Here is a 19,088-nt window from a genome sequence, read left to right as displayed (position 1 = left end):
CGACGGGTCAGCGCGCCCCGGCCGCGTCGGTGCGGTGCCGGTGCAGCCGGGAGACGACCCACAGGGTCACCCCGACCTCGACGGCGGTGACCGGCAGGCCGAGCACCAGCGAGGCGGTGCCCAGCAGCTCCACCTCGTCGGCGCGGTACAGCACCCACTGCACGGCCACGCGGAGCAGGAAGACCCCGCCCCACATCAGCGTCAGCCACGAGTAGGCGCGCACCATCCGCGGGTCGTCCCGCCAGTGCCGCTCGGGCTCGGGGTCGGCCGGGCGGGCACCGGTGGCCGGGACGGGGCGGGGCGGGGCTGAGTCGGCCCGGCCGGCCCGGCGGAGCAGGCCGGGCAGCGGCGTGGACGCCATCGCCCCCAGGTGGCTGGGCGACAGGAACTCGGCGACGACGCCGACCAGCGGCCACCGGACGGCGATGGAGCCGATCAGCACCACGCCGAGGGCGGCGTTGCGGATCAGGCCCGGGACGAAGAAGTCGCGGGCCTCCCCGGACGCCGCCGCGATGGCCACCGCGATCGCGACGCCGAACAGCCCGCTGAACGCCTGCTGCACGCTCTCCCGGCGGACCAGCCGCAGGCCGAAGAGCAGCACCGCGGCGACGAGCGCGGCCACTATGCCGGCCCGCAGCCCGGCCACCGAGTTGGCCACGATGAAGGCGACCGTGGGCAGCGTGGCGTCCAGCATGCCGCGCCAGCCGCCCAGCGAGCCGAGCACCAGGTGCCGGTCGAAGGTCACGGCGCCGGGTGCCGCCGCGGCGTCACCGGCCGGGCCCGGCGCACCGGCCGCGCCGGGGCGCCCGTCCCCCTCGGGCGCAGCCGTCACCCGGCGCTCAGCTCGTACCGGGGGTTGTAGATGACCTGCCGGCCGTCGAAGGAGGCGAACCGGCCGCGCGCGGTGAGGGTGCGCCCGGGCTCGATGCCCGGGATGCGCCGGCGGCCCAGCCAGACGAGGGTCACCGAGCCCGAGCCGTCGAACAGCTCCGCCTCCAGCGTGGGCACCGTCTCCCGCGGGGTGTAGACCACCGACTTGAGCCGCCCGGTCACCGTGACGACGGCGCCCTTGCGGCAGGCGCTGACCGCCTCGCAGCCCGCGCTGGCCGTGCCGGCGCGCAGCTCCTCGGCGTCGATGGTGGAGTCGTCGGCGGTCAGCCGCTGCAGCGTCCGCGTGAACCAGCCGCCCTGGCGTGTCTGCGTCACGGGACCAGCGTAGATCGGCCGGACCCGCCCCCGGCGCGGGCACGCAGCCAGTCGCGGGCCACCGCCCACGCGCCGCCCGCCGGGTCGACGGGCGCCATGTGGTCCCCGGGCACCAGCCGCACGTCGACCGGGACGCCCCGCGCCGCGGCGGCCTCGGCGTAGCGGGTGCTGTGCTCGGGCGGGACGGTGTCGTCGCCGGTGCCGTGCACGCAGAGCAGGTCGACCCCGGCCGGGACCAGCCGGACCGGGTCGGCCAGCGCGTAGCGCTCGGGGGCCCCGTCCGGCTCCGCGCCGAGCAGCTCCTGCACCGCGCCGTCGCCCAGCCGCTGCGCCGCCGCCCGCTCCAGGTCCAGCACGCCGGCCTGCAGGACCGCCGCGGCCACCCGGACCCGCGGCCGGGCGCCGGGCGCGCCCTCGGGCAGCAGCGGGCGCCCGGCAGCCCAGGCGGCGAGCTGCCCGCCGGCGGAGTGCCCGACGACCGCGACGCCGGAGAGGTCCAGCCGGCCGCTGCCGGGCAGGTCCGGGAGCGCGTCCAGCGCCGCCGCGACGTCCTCGAGGGTCGCCGGCCAGCCGCCGCCGCTCCCGACCCGGCGGTACTCCACGGCGACGGCCGCAAAGCCGGCGGCGGCGAGGTCCGCGGCCAGCGGCCGGGCCAGCTCCACGCCGTAGGCGGCCCGCCAGAAGCCGCCGTGCAGCACGGCCACCACCGGTGCCGGGCTCTCGCCCGGCGGCAGCGTCAGCTCGACGACCTGGTCGGGGTGCGACCCGTAGGCGGTGCGGGCGGCGCTCACGCCCCGGGCGCCGGGGCGCCCGGGGGTGTCCCGCCGGGCCGGCGCGCGCCCTGCTGGGCGGCCAGCTGCGCGGCGGCCTGCGGCGGCAGGGTCAGCGGCAGCTGCTCGCGCACCGGCATGGGCGCGGTGCCGCGGACGACGACGATCTGCCGGAACGCCTGCTCCAGCGGGGCGGCGGCCTCCGCGCTCTCCGCGGCGGGCCCGCTGATCATGCCGCGCAGGAACCAGCGCGGGCCGTCCACGCCGACGAAGCGGGCGGCCCGGCGCACCGGCGGGGGGGCCGGCTGGCCGGGCTGCGCCTGCGGGGTGGCCCGCACGAAGCCGGCCAGCTCGGGACCGAAGGGCCCCTCGACCTCCCGCAGCGAGCCGCCCTGCCCCGAGGCGCTGACGGCGAGGTCGGCGCGGACGTCGTCCCAGATGCCGTTGGCGCGCGGCGCGGCGAAGACCGCGACCTGCAGCAGCGAGTCGCCGTAGCGCAGCGTGGCGCCGACGACCTTCTGCTGGGCGTTCACGTCGACCCGCAGCTCCGTGCCCGGCACCGCGGGCAGCCGCAGCGACCCGAGGTCGATCCGCGCGGTGCCGTCGGCGGGCGCGTCGGTTGCGTCCCAGGGCCCGGTGGTCCGCTCGATCTCGCGCACCTTGTGCTGCGGCTCCGGGGGCACGCCGCGCTCGCGCAGGCTGCGGTCGATCCGGTTGCGTCGCCGTCCGAACGGCATGTCAGTCGGTTCCCTTCGCCGAGACGCTCGGGTGCCCGCCGGTCGAGCCGTGGCCCCCGGCGCCGCGCACGCTGACCGGCAGCTGCTCGACCGGCACGAACCGGGCGCGCGCCACCGGCTGCACCACCAGCTGCGCGACCCGGTCGCCGCGGCGCAGCGTCAGCGGCGTCGTGGGGTCCAGGTTGACCAGGTTGACCTTGATCTCCCCGCGGTAGCCGGCGTCGATCGTGCCCGGCGCGTTGACCAGGGACAGCCCCACCCGGTGGGCCAGGCCGGAGCGGGGGTGCACGAAGCCGGCGTAACCCTCCGGGATGGCCACCGCGACGCCGGTGCCGACCAGCGCGCGCTGGAACGGCGCGAGCTCGACGTCCTCGGCGATCGCCAGGTCCGCGCCCGCGTCGGCGGGCAGCGCGTAGGCGGGGACGGCGCCCGCCGCGGAGGTCAGCCGCACCGGGACCTCCACCTCGGGGACGGCGGGCACGGAGGGGTCGGGCACGCCCGCGATCCTAGAAGGACCTCCTCGCCCCCCACGCCTCGCACGCTCGGCGCGGGGCCCTGCGAGGAGGCCGTTCCATCAGCTCACCGATGGCCGCGGAGGTCGGCCAGCACCCGGCGGGCCAGGGCCTCGGTGGCGCGGCGGTTGGCGCGGCCGCCGAGCGCCGCGCCGACCAGGAAGGGGGCCGCGCCCGGGACGCTGCGGGCCATCCGCCGGGACAGGCGGCGGCTCAGCGTCCGCATGCCGGCCGACCCCAGGACCGCGCCGAGACCGGGCACGGCCGTGTCGTCGACCGCCCGCTGACGGGTCCAGCTGGACAGGTAGGCCAGCGCGCGGGCGCGGGCGTCGCCCGGGGCGGGGCGGCCGTACAGCTCGTGCAGCTCGCCGAGCAGCACGACCTCGACGGCGGCGGTCAGCACCGTCTCCGCGCCCAGCTCCAGCGGCACCGCCAGCAGCGAGGGCGGGGTCAGCCAGTGCGCCGCGGACAGCCCACCGGTGGCCGCGCCCACCCCGGAGGTGAGCCGCGCGGCCCGGGCGACCAGCGCGTCGGCGATCTCGTCGTCGGTCGCGCCGGGGTGGGCCGCGCGCAGCCGCGCCGCGTCGCGGATCGGCAGCCGCGGCACGGCGGTGGCCAGCAGGTCGCCCAGCAGCGCGCTGGGGGTGCGCCCGCCGCCGTCCGCGGGACCGGCCGCCGGGCCGGCCGCGGCGCGGTCCGCGGCAGCGCGGCCGGCGCGGACCCCGGCCGCGGCGACCGCCGCGACGACGTCCCGCAGGGTCGCGGCGGCCGGCCGGCCGCCACCGGTCGGCCCGGGGGTCCCGCCCACGAGGCCGGACACGGCGTCGGCCAGCAGCCGGCCGGCCCGCGCGAGCGGGCCCGCGTCGGCGGGGTGGACCGCCCCCGCCGTGGGCCCGAGCGGGCGCACCGGGGGCACGTCCCGCACGGGCACGGTGGGCTCTCGGGGATCGGTCACGCTGTCCCTCCAGGTGACGAGCTGGATCGGCCGCCCTGCAGGGTCCCGCGCCGAGCGGAGCGAGGCGTGGGGGGCAGGGTGGTCCTCCTGCTAGGCGGCGCAGTCCCGGCAGTAGAGCTGGTCGCCCTTGGTGGCGGCCAACCGGCTGCGGTGCTGGACCAGGAAGCAGCGCGAGCAGGTGAACTCGTCCTCCTGCTTGGGCAGCACCCGGACGGTCAGCTCCTCGTTGGACAGGTCCGCGCCGGGGAGCTCGAGGTTCTCGTTGAAGTCGGTCTCGTCGACGTCGACCGACGAGGACTGCGCCTCCGCGCGGCGGGCCTTCAGCTCCTCGAGCGAGTCCTCGCCGAGCTCGTCGGCCTCGTTGCGCCGCGGGGCGTCGTAGTCGGTGGCCATGGGAAGTGCCCCTCCTCCGGGGTCGTCGCGGGCGGTGCGCCCGCTTCGTGTGCGTCGGCGCGCGGGGCGCCGCCGTGCTGGCCGGTCGCCGGGCGCGACCGGGGGTCCGGGCGGCCGTTGACCGCCTGCGCGGGCACCGGCCGGTGCGGTGCGGACCGAGCCGTCCGACCCACCGTCGGACGGCGGGTCAGCCGGCACGGTCTGACCGGCGGACCCCCCAACGTCGCGCGGCCGTGGTTTGTGCCCGGTCGGCGAGGGGTGGCACCCCGCTGCCGGACCGGGTCGGTCGGGACGCGGAGCGCCAGAGGTTACCCTGCGCCCGTGTCGACTCCCGTGGGTGCTGATCCGGCCGTCGTGGGGCCCTACCTGGCCTCCGTCCTGGGCGACGAGCGGTGGTCCCGGGTGCGGGTCGACCTCATCGCCGCGGGCATGTCCAACCTGACCTACGTGGTCACGCCGGACGGCGGCGGCGAGGACGACGCGGTGATCCTGCGGCGGCCGCCGACCGGCGCCGTCCTCGCCACCGCGCACGACATGGCGCGTGAGCACCGGGTCGTCTCGGCGCTCGGGCCCACGCCGGTCCCCGTGCCGCGCACGCTGCACCTGTGCACCGACCCCGCGGTGCTCGGCGCGCCGTTCTACGTGATGGAGCGGGTGGTCGGCCTGCACGTGGTCGACCGGCTCCCCGCCGGCTACGCCGACGAGCCCGGGCAGCGGCGGGCGATCGGCGAGGGGCTGGTCGACGTGCTGGCCGACCTGCACGGGGTCGACCACGAGGCGGTGGGGCTGGGCGACTTCGGCCGGCCGGAGGGCTTCATGGCCCGCCAGGTGCGCCGCTGGACCCAGCAGTGGGACGCCACCCGCGACCGGGACCGCCCGGGCCTGGACGCCCTGGCCGCCCGGCTCGCCCAGACGGTGCCCACGACCCAGCGCAACGGGGTCGTCCACGGCGACTTCCGGCTGGACAACTGCCTGCTCGACCCGCACACCCCCGGCCGGGTCCGGGCGGTGCTGGACTGGGAGATGTCCACCCTGGGCGACCCGCTGGCCGACCTCGGCATGCTGCACGTCTACTGGCCGCAGGCCGGGGAGGGGAGCGTCGCCGGGCAGAGCACGGTCACCGCGCTCGACGGCTTCCCCACCCGCGCGGAGGTGGCCGCCCGCTACGCCGACCGCAGCGGCCTGGACCTCACCGACCTGCCCTGGTACGTCGCGTTCGCCTACTTCAAGTTCGCGGCCATCGTCGCCGGGATCGTGGCGCGCTCGGCCGCCGGCGCGATGGCCGGCAAGGACACCTCCGGGTACGCCGACCGCATCGACCCGTGCGTCGAGCGGGGACGCGCCGCGCTCGACGACGGTGCGATCTAGGTCGCTGGACCGGCCCTAGACTCCCGCCGACCGTCAGCGACGAGAGGGACCCGGACCGTGAGCGAGTTGGCGAGCTCACGCGAGGGCACAGCAGCGCCGCGAGCGCGGCCGACGAGCGCCAGCGAGGAGGACACGTGAGCGCGCCGCCCGCCGACCGTCCCGCGGTCCGTCCCCGCAGTGGCCGCCGGCCGGTCCCGCCGCTGGTCTTCCTGCTGGTGCTCGCGCTGGCCGCGCTGGTCGTGTGGTGGAACGTGTTCGACACCGAGGGCGAGGTCGAGGCCGCCGAGGCGCAGGCCTGCGCCAGCGCCGAGGCGGCACCCCCCTCGCTGGACCCCGCGACCGTGGCGCTGCGCGTCTTCAACGCCACCGACACCGCCGGCCTGGCCCAGGAGCTCGCCGCCGCGCTGCAGCAGCGCGGCTTCGTCGTCCAGGAGATCGCCAACGACCCCACCGAGCGCGAGGTCACCGGCGTCGGCGAGCTGCGGCACGGCCCGCGGGGCAACGAGGCCGCCGCCTACGTGGCGCTGTACCTGCCCGGTGCCGGCGACCTGCTCGACACCCGCGCCACCGCGGTCGTCGACTTCGTCATCGGCCCGGACTTCGCCGGCCTCGCCCCGCCGGAGCAGGTGGACGCCGCCCTCGCCGCCGGCGCCAGCGCCGCCGCCGCCTGTTGAGGGCCTCAGGTCGCATGCAGCCGGTCGAGGAGGGCGACGAAGTCGTCGGCGACCGAGGGTGCGACGGCGATGCCCAGCGGCTCGGCGAACGGCCGCCCCGGCAGCCCGGTGACGACCACGCCGGCCTCGGCGGCGACGAGCGCTCCGGCGGCGTGGTCCCAGCGGTGCAGGTGCATCTCGTAGTAGGCGTCCACCCGGCCGGCGGCCACGGTGCACAGGTCCAGGGCCGAGGAGCCGTGCCGCCGGATGTCGCGGACCTCCGGCAGCAGCTCGGCGACCACCGCGGCCTGCGCGCGGCGGTCCTCGGCGCGGTAGCCGAAGCCGGTCGCCACCAGGGACTGCCCGAGGGACGCCGGCCGGCTGCCGGTGAGCCGGACCGGCTCGGCCCCCGGGGCGGTGAGGTGCGCGCCGCCGCCCGCGGTCGCGGACCACAGCTCGCCGGTGGCCGCGTTGAGCACCACGCCCGCCACCGACCGCCCGTCGACCTCGGCGGCGATCGACACCGCGTACGCGGGCAGGCCGTAGACGAAGTTGGTGGTGCCGTCGATCGGGTCGACCACCCAGCGCACCCCGCTGGTCCCGGTCCGCTCGCCGCCCTCCTCCCCCAGCAGCCCGTCGTCCGGGCGGGCGTCGAGCAGCCGGCGGGCGACCAGCTCCTCGCAGGCCCGGTCCACCGCGGTGACCACGTCGGTCGGGCTGGACTTCACGTCGGCGCCCTCCGCGGCCGACGCCCGCCCGCGGGCGACCAGGCCGGCTGCCTCCCGGGCGGTCGCGACGGCGAGGTCGAGCAGGACGGCGGGCTCCGGCGTCGAGGGCATCGGCGAGGTCATGGCCCGATCCTGCCCGAGCTGCCCTGGCACCGGCCCGGGCGATCACTACTCTGACCGCGTGCTCGGGTTCGGCGTGGACATCGGTGGCAGCGGCATCAAGGGGTGCCTGGTCGACCTCGACCGGGGCGAGCTGCAGGGCGAGCGGCTGCGCATCGAGACGCCGCAGCCCTCGCTGCCCGAACCGGTGTACGACGTCGTGGGCCGGATCGTGCACTCCTTCGGCTGGGAGGGCCGCATCGGCGTCACCTTCCCCGGCGTCCTCAAGAGCGGGGTGGTGCGCACCGCGGCGAACGTGGACGAGACGTGGCTGGGCACCCACCTCGCCCAGGGGCTGGCCTCCCGGATCCCCGGCACGGTGCAGACGCTGAACGACGCCGACGCCGCCGGGTTCGCCGAGATGCGCTACGGCGCCGGCCGCGACCGGCGCGGCGTCGTCCTCATGCTGACCTTCGGCACCGGCATCGGCAGCGCGCTGTTCACCGACGGCGTCCTGGTGCCCAACACCGAGTTCGGCCACATCGAGGTCGACGGCGAGGACGGCGAGAAGCGCGCGTCGGCCGCGGCCCGCGAGCGCGAGGACCTCAGCTACCCGCAGTGGGCCGAGCGGGTGGACCGCTACCTCGACGTCCTGGAGGCCGCCGTGTGGCCCGACCTGATCATCGTCGGCGGCGGGGTGAGCCGGAAGGCGCACAAGTGGGTGCCCCTGCTGTCCACCCGCACCCCCGTCGTCCCGGCCGAGCTGCTCAACGACGCCGGCATCATCGGCGCGGCGCTGGCCGCCGAGGAACGCATCGGGCAGTGACGCGCCCCGCCGGCAGGAGCCCGGCGGATCACCACGGAGGGTGAGGACCCCCCTCCGTGCGGGGCACCGTCCCAGGTGGAGGGGGAGGCCCCGTGGTGGAACGGTGGACCTGCCCCGACGCGTCGTTACAATGAGGACGCCACGCCCCGTCGCTCCCCAGCCGAGAGGCATCCCCCGCCTGCGCACCGGTGAAACCCGGGGCCGTCCGTCGGGACCCCTCACGCTCCGGACGGCGGCCGAGGCCGCTGCCCAGGGGCCAGACGGGCACCTGGGGGACGCACCCCGCACGGGAAGGAACCTGAGTGCCCGCCGATCAGCCAGCACCGGCCAAGGCCCCCGCTCGCAAGCGGACGGCCAAGAGCGTGGCGCAGCCCGCCGCCGCCACGGGCGCCCGCAAGCCCGCCATCGCGCCGTCGCCGGGCAGCGGCGAGGGTGCCGTGCTCACCGCCGTCGCCTCCGACGGCGCCACGGTCGCCGTGGTCGACGCCGGCGGCGAGGGTCTCAAGCTCGACGAGACGGTGGTCGCCGGCCCCGACGGCCTCGCCGAGGCCCCCGCCGAGCCCGAGGCGGCCGCCCCGGAGGAGACCGCCGAGGGCGGCGACTTCGAGTGGGACGACGAGGAGGAGTCCGAGGCCCTCCGCCAGGCCCGCAAGGACGCCGAGCTCACCGCCTCGGCGGACTCCGTACGCGCCTACCTCAAGCAGATCGGCAAGGTCGCCCTGCTCAACGCCGAGGAGGAGGTCGACCTCGCCAAGCGCATCGAGGCCGGCCTCTACGGCGCCGAGCGGCTGCGCCAGGCCGAGGAGGAGAACCAGAAGCTCTCCCCGCAGATGCGCCGGGACCTCAACTGGATCGTCCGCGACGGCGAGCGCGCCAAGAACCACCTGCTGGAGGCCAACCTCCGCCTGGTCGTCTCCCTCGCCAAGCGCTACACCGGCCGCGGCATGGCCTTCCTGGACCTCATCCAGGAGGGCAACCTCGGGCTGATCCGCGCGGTGGAGAAGTTCGACTACACCAAGGGCTACAAGTTCTCCACCTACGCCACCTGGTGGATCCGCCAGGCGATCACCCGCGCCATGGCCGACCAGGCCCGCACCATCCGCATCCCGGTGCACATGGTCGAGGTCATCAACAAGCTCGGCCGCATCCAGCGCGAGCTGCTCCAGGACCTCGGGCGCGAGCCCACCCCGGAGGAGCTGGCCAAGGAGATGGACATCACCCCGGACAAGGTGCTGGAGATCCAGCAGTACGCCCGGGAGCCGATCAGCCTCGACCAGACCATCGGCGACGAGGGCGACAGCCAGCTCGGCGACTTCATCGAGGACTCCGAGGCGGTCGTCGCCGTCGACGCGGTGAGCTTCACGCTCATGCAGGACCAGCTGACCAGCGTGCTGCAGACGCTGTCCGAGCGGGAGGCCGGCGTCGTCCGCCTGCGCTTCGGCCTGACCGACGGCCAGCCGCGCACGCTCGACGAGATCGGCCAGGTCTACGGGGTCACCCGCGAGCGGATCCGGCAGATCGAGTCCAAGACGATGTCCAAGCTGCGCCACCCCAGCCGGTCGCAGGTCCTGCGCGACTACCTGGACTAGGAGGAGGACCCCCTCGCCCCGAGGGGCCGCTCCAGCGCCTCGCGGCGGCCCCCGACCCGGCCGGGTCGGGGGCCGTCGCCGTGTCTCGGCGAGGTCACGATCTCACCCCGGGGAGCCGGTCGGCCGGTGTACGCCGTCATGCCCCGGGTAGACGGCGTAGCGTGGGCGTCGTCAAGAACAGCAGCGGACCCACCAGCCGGACGACGACCGGCGCACGCGACCGACGAGAACAGCACGATCCGACAGACCGGCACGACACCAGTGACGTCCCTGCTGAACCCGGACCACCTGCACCACCGGCACCGGCCTCACCGTCCTCGGCGAGTCCGGCACCGCCTCGGTCCGATCGGGAACACAGGGGGACATCCTGGCGCTGTGCAGGAGGCCGATCCGCAGTCGCGGGTCCGTGCGGTAGAGAGCGAGTGATGACCCAGATGACCCAGACGCTGACGACGACCCCGCCCGCCGACGACCTCGTCGTTCCCTTTCACTGTGACCGCTGTGGCGCGCTGGCCAAGGTGCGGGTGGTCCTCGCCAGCGGGAGCGACCTCGTCTTCTGCGGCCACCACGCCCGTGAGTACGAGGGCAAGCTGCGTGACATCGCCGTCGACATCATCGAGACCGACGGCGAGCAGCGCATCAGTCACTGACGGAGGCGCTATCGTCGCCGACAGCGATGAAGTCCTCACCCGACGCCGCCGCCGGCGTCCCTTCTCCGCTCGACGGGGTCGGGACGCCGGCGGCTCCGTCGTTCCCGGGATCCCCCGGTCGACGACACACCGGAGATCCCGCGATGCCCCCGCAGTCCCAGGACCAGAGCGTCCAGCCGTCCCCCGCCGGACCGCCGGGCGACGACGCCCGCACCGGACCGGCCGTCCCCGGCCCCGACCCGGCCGGCACCGGGTCCCCCGACGCGGCGGAGCTGTCCGACGAGACCCGCCCGGTGCCGCGCGACCGCGGACCGGTGGGCCCCGAGGTGCCCGGCCCTCCGGCCACCTCCCCACCGGCCGCCTCCCCGCCGCCCACCGGCACGTCGGTCACGGGCACCACGCCGATCACCACCACACCGGCCGCGGACGGGACGCCCGCGGCCGCCGCCGCGGACCCCGCCGTCGAGGACGGGGGCACGCAGGACATCCGCCTCACCGCCGGGGACGCCGACGACCGCACCGGCGTCCTGCCGCCGGTGCCCGCGGGCGGGCCGGACGCGGGGCCTCGGGACGGCGGAGACCCGCCGGCCGGTGAGGGCCCGCACGCCGGCGCACCGCGGGCGGGCCGCGCGTGGTGGCGGCGCCCGGCCGTCGTCACCCCGGTCGCCGCCGCCGGCGTCCTCGCCGCGGCCTACGGCATCGACCTGGCCGTCACCGGCGACGCCGTGCTGCGCAACACGGTGGTCGCCGGCGTCGACGTCGGCGGGCTGTCCCCCGCCGCCGCCGGCCAGCGGCTGGAGGCCGACCTCGCGCCGCGCGTGGTCGCCGACCACGTCGTGGTCGCCGATGACGTGCAGGCCACCCTCTCCCCCGCCACCGCGGGCATCACCCTCGACGTCCCCGCCACCGTGGAGGCCGCCGCGGACCCGCCGCTGAACCCGTGGACCCGCCTGGTGAGCCTCGTCGGCGAGCGCACCGTCGCCCCGGTCATCACCGGCGAGGACACCGCGCTGGCCGCGCAGATCGACGGGATCGCCGAGCAGGTCGACCGCGCCCCGGTGGACGCCACCATCACCCTGGCCGGGACGTCGGCGAGCATCGTGCAGCCGGTGCCCGGCCGCACCCTGGACCGGGCGGGCGCCGCCGACGCGGTCACCGCCGCGCTGGCCTCCGGCGGCGACCCCAGCGCCCCCATCGAGCTGCCCGTCGAGGTGACCGAGGTGCCGGTCGACGCGGCGGAGGCCGAGCAGGTGCTGGCCGAGACGGTCACCCCCGCGCTCGCCGCGCCGGTCACGGTCTCCGGCCGGGACGGCGCCGCCTCGGTCGAGGTGCCCCCGGCCGCGATCGCCGCCTCCCTGACCTTCACCCCGCAGGAGGACGGCGAGCTCGCCGTCGCCGTCGACCCCGCCGCGCTGCAGGAGGCGATGGGCGACGGGTTCGCCGAGTTCGGCACCCCCGCGCAGGACGCCCGCTTCGAGGTCTCCGGCGGCAGCGTCACCGTCGTCCCGTCGGTCGACGGCACCGGCGTCGACCCGGCCGCGCTGGCCGGCCAGCTGCTGCAGGTGCTGCCGCAGCCGGCCCCGCGCACGGTCACCGCGGAGCTCGGCCCGGTCGAGGCGGACTTCACCACCGCCGAGGCCCAGGCCCTGGGCATCCGCGAGGAGATCAGCAGCTTCACGACGAACTTCACCAGCGCGGCCAGCGGCACCAACATCCGGGTCGCCGCCGCCGAGGTCGACGGGGCGATCGTGCGGCCGGGCGAGACGTTCAGCCTCAACGACCGCACCGGCCCGCGCACCGCGGCGCAGGGCTACGTGGAGGCCGGCGTCATCCAGAACGGCGAGTTCGCCACCGCCATCGGCGGCGGGGTCAGCCAGGTGGCCACGACGATCTTCAACGCCGTCTTCTTCGCCGGCCTCGAGGACGTCTACCACAAGCCGCACAGCTTCTACATCAGCCGCTACCCGGCCGGCCGGGAGGCGACGGTCTACTACGACTCGATCGACCTGCAGTGGCGCAACGACAGCGACGCCGGCGTCTACGTCGACACCCGGTGGACGCCGGGCTCGCTGACGGTCACCTTCTACGGGACCAAGCGCTACGACATCGAGTCCATCAGCAGCGAGCGGTACAACCTGCGCGAGCCGGTGGTGCAGGAGAAGCCCGACGACGGCGACTGCAGCCCCCAGAACGGCTCGACCGGCTTCGACATCACCGTCACCCGGGTGTTCCAGGACCCGGCCAGCGGCGCGGAGCTCCGGCGCGAGGACTTCCGCACCCGCTACGCCGCCGAGCCGCGGGTCGTCTGCGTGCCGGTGGACGACCCGGCCGCCCCGCCGGCGCCCGGCGGGCCGACACCGGCGCCCACCCCGACCCCGGCCCCGCGCGACTGACGGAGAGCCCCGTCCTCCTCACGCCGCGCACGCTCGGCGCGGGCCTCGGGACGGGGCCGGCGGCAGGACCATGCGGGCCGGACGGCGCCCTGACGTGCACACTGGGGCCGTGCGCACCGTCCTGCCCGGCGGCCCCCCGCCCGGCACCGGGCACCCGGGGGACGGCGACGACCCCCCGCCCTCCGGCGCGACCGCGGTCCGCCCGGACGGCGGGGCCGCGCGACCGGGACGGCTGGACCGCTGGCCGGTCGCGCTGCGCGTCCCGCTGCAGGTGCTCGGGCGCACGGTCGCCAAGGCCTGGCAGGACCGCATCCTCGGGCTGTCGGCGGAGGCGGCCTTCTGGCAGATCCTGTCGGTGCCCCCGCTGCTGATCGGGCTGCTCGGCACGCTCGGGTACCTGGGCACGCTGATCGGCGAGGACTCGGTGGCCCAGATCGAGGAGCAGCTGGTCCGGGCCTCCAGCGAGGTCCTCACGCCCGGCGTCGTCGAGTCGCTGGTCGAACCCACCCTGGAGGACATCCTCGGGTCCGGGCGGCTGGACCTGGTCAGCGTCGGCTTCCTGGTGTCCCTGTGGGCCGGCTCGTCGGCGACGGCGACGTTCATGAACACCGTGGTCATCGCCTACGACCAGCGCGACGTCCGCGGGCCGGTCCGCACCCGGCTCATGGCGCTGTGGCTGTTCGTCGTCGGCCTGGTGCTGGCGGTGCTCACGCTGCCGCTGCTCGTGCTCGGCCGCGGGGTGCTGGTCTCGCTGCTGCCCGTGGACTGGCGCGGCACCGCGACCGTGCTGGTCGACGCCGTCTACTGGCCGCTGGTGATCGTCGGGCTCGTGCTGGCGCTGACCAGCTTCTACCACGTGGTGCTGCCGCGGCGGCTGCCGTGGCACCGGCACCTGCCGGGCACCCTGCTGGCGGTCGCGTTCTTCGTCGTCACCGCGCTGGCCACCCGGACCTACGTGGCCGACATCCTCACCACCACGCTGCCCTACGGGGCGCTGGCCACCCCGATCGCGGCGCTGCTGTTCTGCTTCTTCTTCGGCATGTCGGTGCTGCTGGGCGCCGAGCTCAACGCCACCGTGCAGAGCCGCTGGCCGGCCCCGCCGAAGCGGCACCAGCAGCGCAGCCAGGCGCGGCGGGCGGCCAAGCTCGACCGCGCCCGGGAGGACGACGTCGTCGGGTGACGTCCCGCCGGTGGCGGGCGGCCCCCGTCCCGGGGAGGACGGGGTCCTCCTACTTCTTGAGCTGCTCGTAGATCTCCTTGCACGCCGGGCACACCGGGCTGCCCGGCTTCGGGCTCTTGGTGACCGGGAAGACCTCCCCGCACAGGGCCTCGACCATCGTGCCCATGACCGCGCTCTCGGCGATCTTGTTCTTCCGCACGTAGTGGAAGACCTCGTTGGCGTTGCCGGTGTCGCCCTCGCGGACGTCGGGCTCCTCGAGGAGGTCGGTGCTGCTCACGCGGTGCTCCCTGGTCGTCGAGGACGGTCGCTCCGCCGTCCATGATGGCAGGGTGCCGCTGCCCTCCCCCGGTCCGCCCGCCGTCCCCGCGACCGTGCTCGCCCCCGAGGTCGCCGACGCGCTGGCCGGTGGCCGTCCGGTCGTGGCGCTGGAGAGCACGCTGCTGGCCCACGGGCTGCCCCGGCCGGACAACCGGGCCGCGGCCGACCGGGTGGAGGCCGCGGTGCGAGCCGGCGGGGCGGTGCCGGCGACGGTCGCCGTCCTCGACGGGGTGCCGCACGTCGGGCTCACCGCCGACCGGCTGGACCGGGTGTGCGCCGACCCCGGGCTCGCCAAGCTCGCCGTCCGCGACCTGCCGGTCGCCCTGGCGCTGGGCCGCAGCGGGGCGACCACGGTGTCGAGCACCGCGCTGCTGGCCGCCGCCGCGGGCATCGGCGTGTTCGCCACCGGCGGCCTCGGCGGCGTGCACCGCGAGGCGGCCGACACCTTCGACGAGTCCGCGGACCTCACCACGCTGTCGCGTACCCCGCTGCTGGTGGTCTGCGCCGGGGTCAAGTCCATCCTCGACGTCCCGGCGACGCTGGAGCGGCTGGAGTCCCTGTCGGTCACCGTGGTCGGCTACCGGACGACGACCTTCCCCGGCTTCTACGTCGCCGACTCCGGCGCCACGGTGGACTGGGCGGTCTCCTCGCCGGAGGAGGCCGCCGCCGTGCTCGCCGCCCGCCGCGGCCTGGCCCCCGGCGCCGTGGTGGTGGCCAACCCGCTGCCCGACGACGGGCAGCTCGACCCCGCGCTGCACGACCGGGTGATCGCCGACGCGCTGACCGCGGCCGACCGGGCCGGGGTGCGGGGCAAGGCGGTGACGCCGTTCGTGCTCGACCACCTGCACCGGGTCAGCGAGGGCGCGACGCTGGCGGTCAACGTCCGGCTGGTGCTGCGCAACGCCGAGCTGGCCGGCCGGATCGCCGCCGCCCTGGCCGCCCGGGGCGGCTGACCGTGCCGGGGGTCGTGGTCGTCGGCGACCTGGCCACCGACGTCGTCGTGCTGCTCGGCGGCGCGCCGGCCCCGGGCTCCGACCGCCCGGCGGTCATCCGCAGCCACGGCGGCGGGGCCGGCGCGAACGTCGCCGTCCACCTGGCCACCCTGGGCGTGCCGGTCACCCTCGCCGGCTGCGTCGGGGACGACGCGGCGGGCACCGCCCGGGTCGCCGAGCTGGCCGCGGCCGGGGTGCTGCCGGCGGTGCGGACCGTGCCGGGCGCGGCCACCGGGACGGTGGTCAGCCTGGTGGAGCCCGGCGGGCAGCGCAGCATGCTGGCCGACCGCGGCGCCAACCTGGCGCTCACCGCCGCCGACGTCCCGGTGCCGGCCGGCGGCGGGCACCTGCACCTGTCCGGCTACACGCTCTTCGCGCCCGGCCCGCGGGCCGCCGCGCTCGCCGCCCTGGCCGCCGCCCGGAGCGCCGGCTGCACCGTCTCGGTGGACCCGGCGTCCACCGGGCCGCTGGCCGCGCACGGGGTCGAGCGGTGGCTGGCCGACACCGCGGGCGCCACGCTGGTGCTGCCCAACGCGGACGAGGCGCGGCTGCTCACCGGCTGCGCGGACCCGGCGGCGGCCGCGCGGGCGCTCGCCGCCCGCCACCCGGTCGCCGTCGTGACGCTGGGCGCCGACGGGGCGCTGTGGGCCGACGCCGCGCGGCTGGTGCACCGCCCGGCGCACCCGGCGGCGGTCGTGGACACCACCGGTGCCGGTGACGCGTTCGCCGCCGGGCTGCTGGCGGCCTGGCTGGCGGCACCGGACGGCGACCCGTCCGCCGCGCTGGACGCCGGACTCGCGCAGGCCGCGACCGTGGTCGCCCGCCCCGGCGCCCGCTGAGGACGGGGGTCTCCGCTAGTGCTCGATGACGCGGCCCGGGCGGGTCGGGTTCTCCAGGATGCGGTCCGGCCGCGGCGCGGTGTAGCGGTGGGCGTCGAGCTTCTTCTTCGGCGGCCGGTCGTTGGCCATCATCACCGCGATCCAGGGCAGGACCGTGCCGAGCACCGCGAAGATGATCGCCAGCCACAGGGTCTGGTAGAAGACCGCCGCCAGGATGAGGCTCACGCAGCGGACGGCCATCGTGATGACGTACCGCCGCTTCCGGGCGTTGTGCTGCTCGGCCAGGCTGGGTGCAGCCTCGGTGATGAGCACCGGCTCCGACCGGTGGGCGCGCGCGGGCTGCTGGCTCGAGGCCACGGGTTTCCTCCCCTCCGCCGCCCCCCGTGGGACCGGCGGATCCCTCCGCGGGCTGCGGCGCCCGGCGTCCCGACGGCGCCCGGGTCCCCGTCAGCCCGGGGTCCGCGGCCCATGGTGCCACCGGATCCGGGGCCGTGCAGACACCCCCGGCTTGCCCCTCAGGAGGCCGCGGCGGCCCTCGCCGCGCGCTTGGCCTCCTGCTTCCCGGCGCGCACCTCGGCCAGCGACTCCGGCCCGGTGACGTCGGCGACCGACCGCCGGGCACCCTGCCGGCCGTAGTCGCCGGCGGCCTCCCGCCAGCCGGGCGGGGTGACGCCGTACTGCTTGCCGAGCAGCGCGACCAGGATCCTCGCCTTCTGCGCGCCGAAGCCGGGCAGCTCGCCGATCCGCTCCCGCAGCGTCGCGCCGTCCGGCACGCCGGCCCACAGGCCCTCGGCCCGGCCGCCGTAGCGGTCCACCACCAGCCGGCACACCGCCTGCGTGCGGGCGGCCATCGACCCCGGGTAGCGGTGCACCGCCGGCGGGCCCCGGAACCAGGTCACCACCTGCTCGGGGTCGGCGGCGGCGAGGTCGGCCGCCGACAGGGTGTCCACGCCCATCCGGTCGGCCAGCAGCCGGGGCCCGGCGAAGGCGCGCTCCATCGGGAACTGCTGGTCGAGGAGCATGCCGAGCAGCAGGGCCAGCGGGTCGCGGCCGAGCAGCTCGTCGGCGGCGGCGTCCTGGGTGACGCACAGCGGGGGCACACCGGGAGTGTGCCGCACGACCCGCGCGCGGCCGGGCCGCTCGCGACCGGAGGATGTCCCGGTGCGCGCGGTGGTGAGCAGGGTCGCCACGGCGGCCGTGACGGTGGGCGGCGCGGTCGTCGGGGAGATCGGGCCCGGGCTGCTCGCGCTGGTCGGCGTGGGCCGGGAGGACGACGCCGACCGGGCCCGGGCGCTGGCCCGCAAGGTGCACGAGCTGCGGGTGTTCCCCACCGGGGACGGCGCCCGCTCCGTGGGCGACCTGGGCCTGCCGGTGCTGGTCGTCAGCCAGTTCACCCTCTACGCCGACACGCGGAAGGGCCGCCGTCCCTCCTGGGCCGACGCCGCGCCCGGCGAGGTCGCCGAGCCGCTGGTCGACGAGGTGGTCGCCGAGCTGCGCCGCCGCGGCAGCGAGGTGGCCACGGGCGTGTTCGGGGCCCGGATGCTGGTGTCGTCGGTGAACGAGGGCCCGATGACCGTGCTGCTGGAGGTCTGAGCCGTCGTTGGTGTGGGTACAGCGACGTGACGAGGCACACGTCCTGTGCATCTGCTGTGAAACGGGCCCCCGTGGAACACCCGACCCCGTCAGCGCCGTTGGACCGGGCGTACCACAAGGACAGACAGAGCGGGGGCTCACCGGCCGACCCCGAGCCGGCCGAGCGACCAGACCCCCGACGCCCCGGGGCACAGCGTCGCCGACGACGGCGCGCGGTGTGCATCCGATCCGAAGGCAAGGACGAAGACAGATCGTGACGCTGCTGCAGTCTTCCACCACCGACGCTCTCGAGGTGCGCGCCCCGCGCCGCGAGCCGGACACCAGCGGCCTGGTGTCCACCGACCTCGTCCGGGTGTACCTCAACACCATCGGCAAGACCGCGCTGCTGACCGCCGAGCAGGAAGTCGAGCTCTCCAAGCGCATCGAGGCCGGCCTGTACGCCGAGCGGCTGCTCACCGAGCGGCAGCTCACCCCTGCCCTGCAGCGGGACTACAAGGCACTGGCCGCCGACGGCAAGGCCGCCAAGCGGCACCTGCTGGAGGCCAACCTGCGCCTGGTCGTCTCGGTGGCCAAGCGCTACACCGGTCACGGCATGACGTTCCTGGACCTGATCCAGGAGGGCAACGTCGGCCTGATCCGGGCGGTCGAGAAGTTCGACTACACCAAGGGCTTCAAGTTCTCGACCTACGCCACGTGGTGGATCCGCCAGGCCATCACCCGCGCGATGGCCGACTCGGGCCGCACCATCCGGCTGCCCGTGCACCTCGCCGAGCAGGTCAACAAGGTGGTGCGCACCCGGCGCCGGATCCACCAGGAGCTGGAGCGCGAGCCCACCGCCGAGGAGCTCGGCCTGGAGCTCGACATGACCCCGGAGCGGATCACCGAGCTGCTGGAGTACTCCCGCGACCTGGTGAGCCTGGACCAGACCGTCGGTGCCGACGAGGAGTCCCGGCTGGGCGACTTCATCGAGGACGCCGACGCGGCGGTCGCCGAGGACGCCGTGGCCTTCCAGATGATGAAGGGCGACGTGCGCACCGTGCTCTCCACGCTGGAGGACCGGGAGCGCGACGTGGTCGTGCTGCGCTTCGGCCTGGACGGCGGCCAGCCGCGCACGCTGGAGCAGATCGGCAAGCAGTTCGGCCTCTCCCGCGAGCGGGTCCGCCAGATCGAGCGCGAGACGATGGCCAAGCTGCGCTCCCCCGAGCGCGCCGAGGCCCTCCGGGACTACCTCGCCTGAGGTCCTCCCGCCGCCCTCCGCCGGGGGCCGGTGGGGCCCCGCGTCGTGGT

At 76.5% G+C, this 19,088-nt stretch carries 22 protein-coding genes; 11 read left to right on the top strand and 11 right to left on the bottom strand.

All coding sequences use genetic code 11. From position 1 onward, the window contains the following. Positions 1 to 7 precede the first annotated feature (7 nt). The 7 genes from CHB98_RS16500 to CHB98_RS16470 all read right to left on the bottom strand — a co-directional run bounded on the left by CHB98_RS16500 (position 8) and on the right by CHB98_RS16470 (position 4,573). Entirely contained in the window at positions 8 to 832 is an 825-nt protein-coding gene (locus CHB98_RS16500) for a DUF3159 domain-containing protein (protein ID WP_089306680.1), read from the bottom strand. Next, positions 829 to 1,206 (bottom strand): OB-fold nucleic acid binding domain-containing protein, encoded by a 378-nt coding sequence (locus CHB98_RS16495; RefSeq protein WP_089306679.1) that lies wholly within the window; start codon positions 1,204 to 1,206, stop codon positions 829 to 831. The genes CHB98_RS16500 and CHB98_RS16495 overlap by 4 nt, the downstream gene beginning before the upstream one ends. Beyond that, on the bottom strand, positions 1,203 to 1,997 hold the full coding sequence (locus CHB98_RS16490; protein WP_089306678.1) for an alpha/beta hydrolase family protein: 795 nt from the start codon (positions 1,995 to 1,997) through the stop codon (positions 1,203 to 1,205). The genes CHB98_RS16495 and CHB98_RS16490 overlap by 4 nt, the downstream gene beginning before the upstream one ends. After that, positions 1,994 to 2,713, bottom strand: coding sequence for a DUF3710 domain-containing protein (locus tag CHB98_RS16485; protein WP_089306677.1), 720 nt, complete (start codon positions 2,711 to 2,713; stop codon positions 1,994 to 1,996). The genes CHB98_RS16490 and CHB98_RS16485 overlap by 4 nt, the downstream gene beginning before the upstream one ends. A gap of 1 nt (position 2,714) precedes the next feature. After that, a complete protein-coding gene (gene dut / locus CHB98_RS16480; protein WP_179224598.1) occupies positions 2,715 to 3,209 on the bottom strand; it encodes a dUTP diphosphatase in 495 nt (164 codons plus the stop codon). Between the two features lie 83 nt (positions 3,210 to 3,292). Then, positions 3,293 to 4,180, bottom strand: coding sequence for a hypothetical protein (locus CHB98_RS16475; RefSeq protein WP_089306676.1), 888 nt, complete (start codon positions 4,178 to 4,180; stop codon positions 3,293 to 3,295). 90 nt (positions 4,181 to 4,270) lie between these two features. After that, positions 4,271 to 4,573 (bottom strand): DUF4193 domain-containing protein, encoded by a 303-nt coding sequence (locus CHB98_RS16470; RefSeq protein WP_089306675.1) that lies wholly within the window; start codon positions 4,571 to 4,573, stop codon positions 4,271 to 4,273. A gap of 321 nt (positions 4,574 to 4,894) precedes the next feature. Between CHB98_RS16470 and CHB98_RS16465 the strand changes: the two genes are divergently transcribed. Further along, positions 4,895 to 5,941 (top strand): phosphotransferase family protein, encoded by a 1,047-nt coding sequence (locus CHB98_RS16465; protein ID WP_089306674.1) that lies wholly within the window; start codon positions 4,895 to 4,897, stop codon positions 5,939 to 5,941. 134 nt (positions 5,942 to 6,075) lie between these two features. After that, entirely contained in the window at positions 6,076 to 6,615 is a 540-nt protein-coding gene (locus CHB98_RS16460; RefSeq protein ID WP_089306673.1) for a LytR C-terminal domain-containing protein, read from the top strand. 5 nt (positions 6,616 to 6,620) lie between these two features. Here the strand turns inward: CHB98_RS16460 and CHB98_RS16455 are convergent, their stop codons facing one another. Next, complete coding sequence (locus CHB98_RS16455) at positions 6,621 to 7,445, bottom strand: inositol monophosphatase family protein (RefSeq protein ID WP_245821262.1); 825 nt, start codon at positions 7,443 to 7,445, stop codon at positions 6,621 to 6,623. Between the two features lie 58 nt (positions 7,446 to 7,503). Between CHB98_RS16455 and ppgK the strand changes: the two genes are divergently transcribed. From ppgK to CHB98_RS16430, 5 genes are all read left to right on the top strand, one after another. After that, a complete protein-coding gene (gene ppgK / locus CHB98_RS16450) occupies positions 7,504 to 8,247 on the top strand; it encodes a polyphosphate--glucose phosphotransferase (RefSeq protein ID WP_089306672.1) in 744 nt (247 codons plus the stop codon). Positions 8,248 to 8,549: 302 nt separating this feature from the next. After that, positions 8,550 to 9,836 (top strand): RNA polymerase sigma factor, encoded by a 1,287-nt coding sequence (locus CHB98_RS16445; RefSeq protein WP_089306671.1) that lies wholly within the window; start codon positions 8,550 to 8,552, stop codon positions 9,834 to 9,836. A 425-nt stretch (positions 9,837 to 10,261) separates the two neighbouring features. Further along, positions 10,262 to 10,486 (top strand): DUF7455 domain-containing protein, encoded by a 225-nt coding sequence (locus CHB98_RS16440; RefSeq protein ID WP_089306726.1) that lies wholly within the window; start codon positions 10,262 to 10,264, stop codon positions 10,484 to 10,486. Between the two features lie 143 nt (positions 10,487 to 10,629). Then, entirely contained in the window at positions 10,630 to 12,879 is a 2,250-nt protein-coding gene (locus CHB98_RS16435; RefSeq protein WP_089306670.1) for a VanW family protein, read from the top strand. A gap of 109 nt (positions 12,880 to 12,988) precedes the next feature. Beyond that, the gene (locus CHB98_RS16430) at positions 12,989 to 14,059 is read left to right on the top strand and encodes a YihY/virulence factor BrkB family protein (protein WP_089306669.1); all 1,071 of its coding nucleotides are present in this window, start codon (positions 12,989 to 12,991) and stop codon (positions 14,057 to 14,059) included. Positions 14,060 to 14,108: 49 nt separating this feature from the next. Here CHB98_RS16430 and CHB98_RS16425 read toward each other — a convergent pair whose 3' ends face one another. Further along, positions 14,109 to 14,336, bottom strand: a complete 228-nt coding sequence (locus CHB98_RS16425; protein WP_089306668.1) for a DUF3039 domain-containing protein — start codon at positions 14,334 to 14,336, stop codon at positions 14,109 to 14,111. On the opposite strand from CHB98_RS16425, the gene CHB98_RS16420 reads away from it, so the two are divergent. Together CHB98_RS16420 and CHB98_RS16415 are read left to right on the top strand one after the other, a co-directional pair. Beyond that, on the top strand, positions 14,326 to 15,330 hold the full coding sequence (locus CHB98_RS16420) for a pseudouridine-5'-phosphate glycosidase (RefSeq protein WP_245821260.1): 1,005 nt from the start codon (positions 14,326 to 14,328) through the stop codon (positions 15,328 to 15,330). The two genes, CHB98_RS16425 and CHB98_RS16420, sit on opposite strands and share 11 nt — an antisense overlap. A gap of 2 nt (positions 15,331 to 15,332) precedes the next feature. Continuing rightward, the gene (locus CHB98_RS16415; protein ID WP_089306667.1) at positions 15,333 to 16,208 is read left to right on the top strand and encodes a carbohydrate kinase family protein; all 876 of its coding nucleotides are present in this window, start codon (positions 15,333 to 15,335) and stop codon (positions 16,206 to 16,208) included. 15 nt (positions 16,209 to 16,223) lie between these two features. Here CHB98_RS16415 and CHB98_RS16410 read toward each other — a convergent pair whose 3' ends face one another. Together CHB98_RS16410 and CHB98_RS16405 are read right to left on the bottom strand one after the other, a co-directional pair. After that, entirely contained in the window at positions 16,224 to 16,565 is a 342-nt protein-coding gene (locus tag CHB98_RS16410) for a DUF3099 domain-containing protein (protein ID WP_089306666.1), read from the bottom strand. 158 nt (positions 16,566 to 16,723) lie between these two features. Next, positions 16,724 to 17,308, bottom strand: coding sequence for an HhH-GPD-type base excision DNA repair protein (locus CHB98_RS16405; RefSeq protein ID WP_089306724.1), 585 nt, complete (start codon positions 17,306 to 17,308; stop codon positions 16,724 to 16,726). A gap of 61 nt (positions 17,309 to 17,369) precedes the next feature. On the opposite strand from CHB98_RS16405, the gene dtd reads away from it, so the two are divergent. Both dtd and sigB read left to right on the top strand, forming a co-directional pair. Further along, positions 17,370 to 17,801 carry a D-aminoacyl-tRNA deacylase gene (gene dtd / locus CHB98_RS16400; protein ID WP_089306665.1) on the top strand — a complete coding sequence of 144 codons (432 nt, stop codon included), beginning with the start codon at positions 17,370 to 17,372 and terminating at the stop codon, positions 17,799 to 17,801. Positions 17,802 to 18,054: 253 nt separating this feature from the next. Next, on the top strand, positions 18,055 to 19,038 hold the full coding sequence (gene sigB, locus CHB98_RS16395; RefSeq protein ID WP_089306664.1) for an RNA polymerase sigma factor SigB: 984 nt from the start codon (positions 18,055 to 18,057) through the stop codon (positions 19,036 to 19,038). The last annotated feature ends 50 nt before the right edge of the window (positions 19,039 to 19,088 follow it).

The sequence above is a fragment of the Geodermatophilus pulveris genome, assembly GCF_900188375.1.
Taxonomy (GTDB): Bacteria; Actinomycetota; Actinomycetes; order Mycobacteriales; family Geodermatophilaceae; genus Geodermatophilus; species Geodermatophilus pulveris.
Note: the sequence above shows the minus strand (reverse complement) of the source record. Positions and strands in the feature narration are given on the sequence as shown.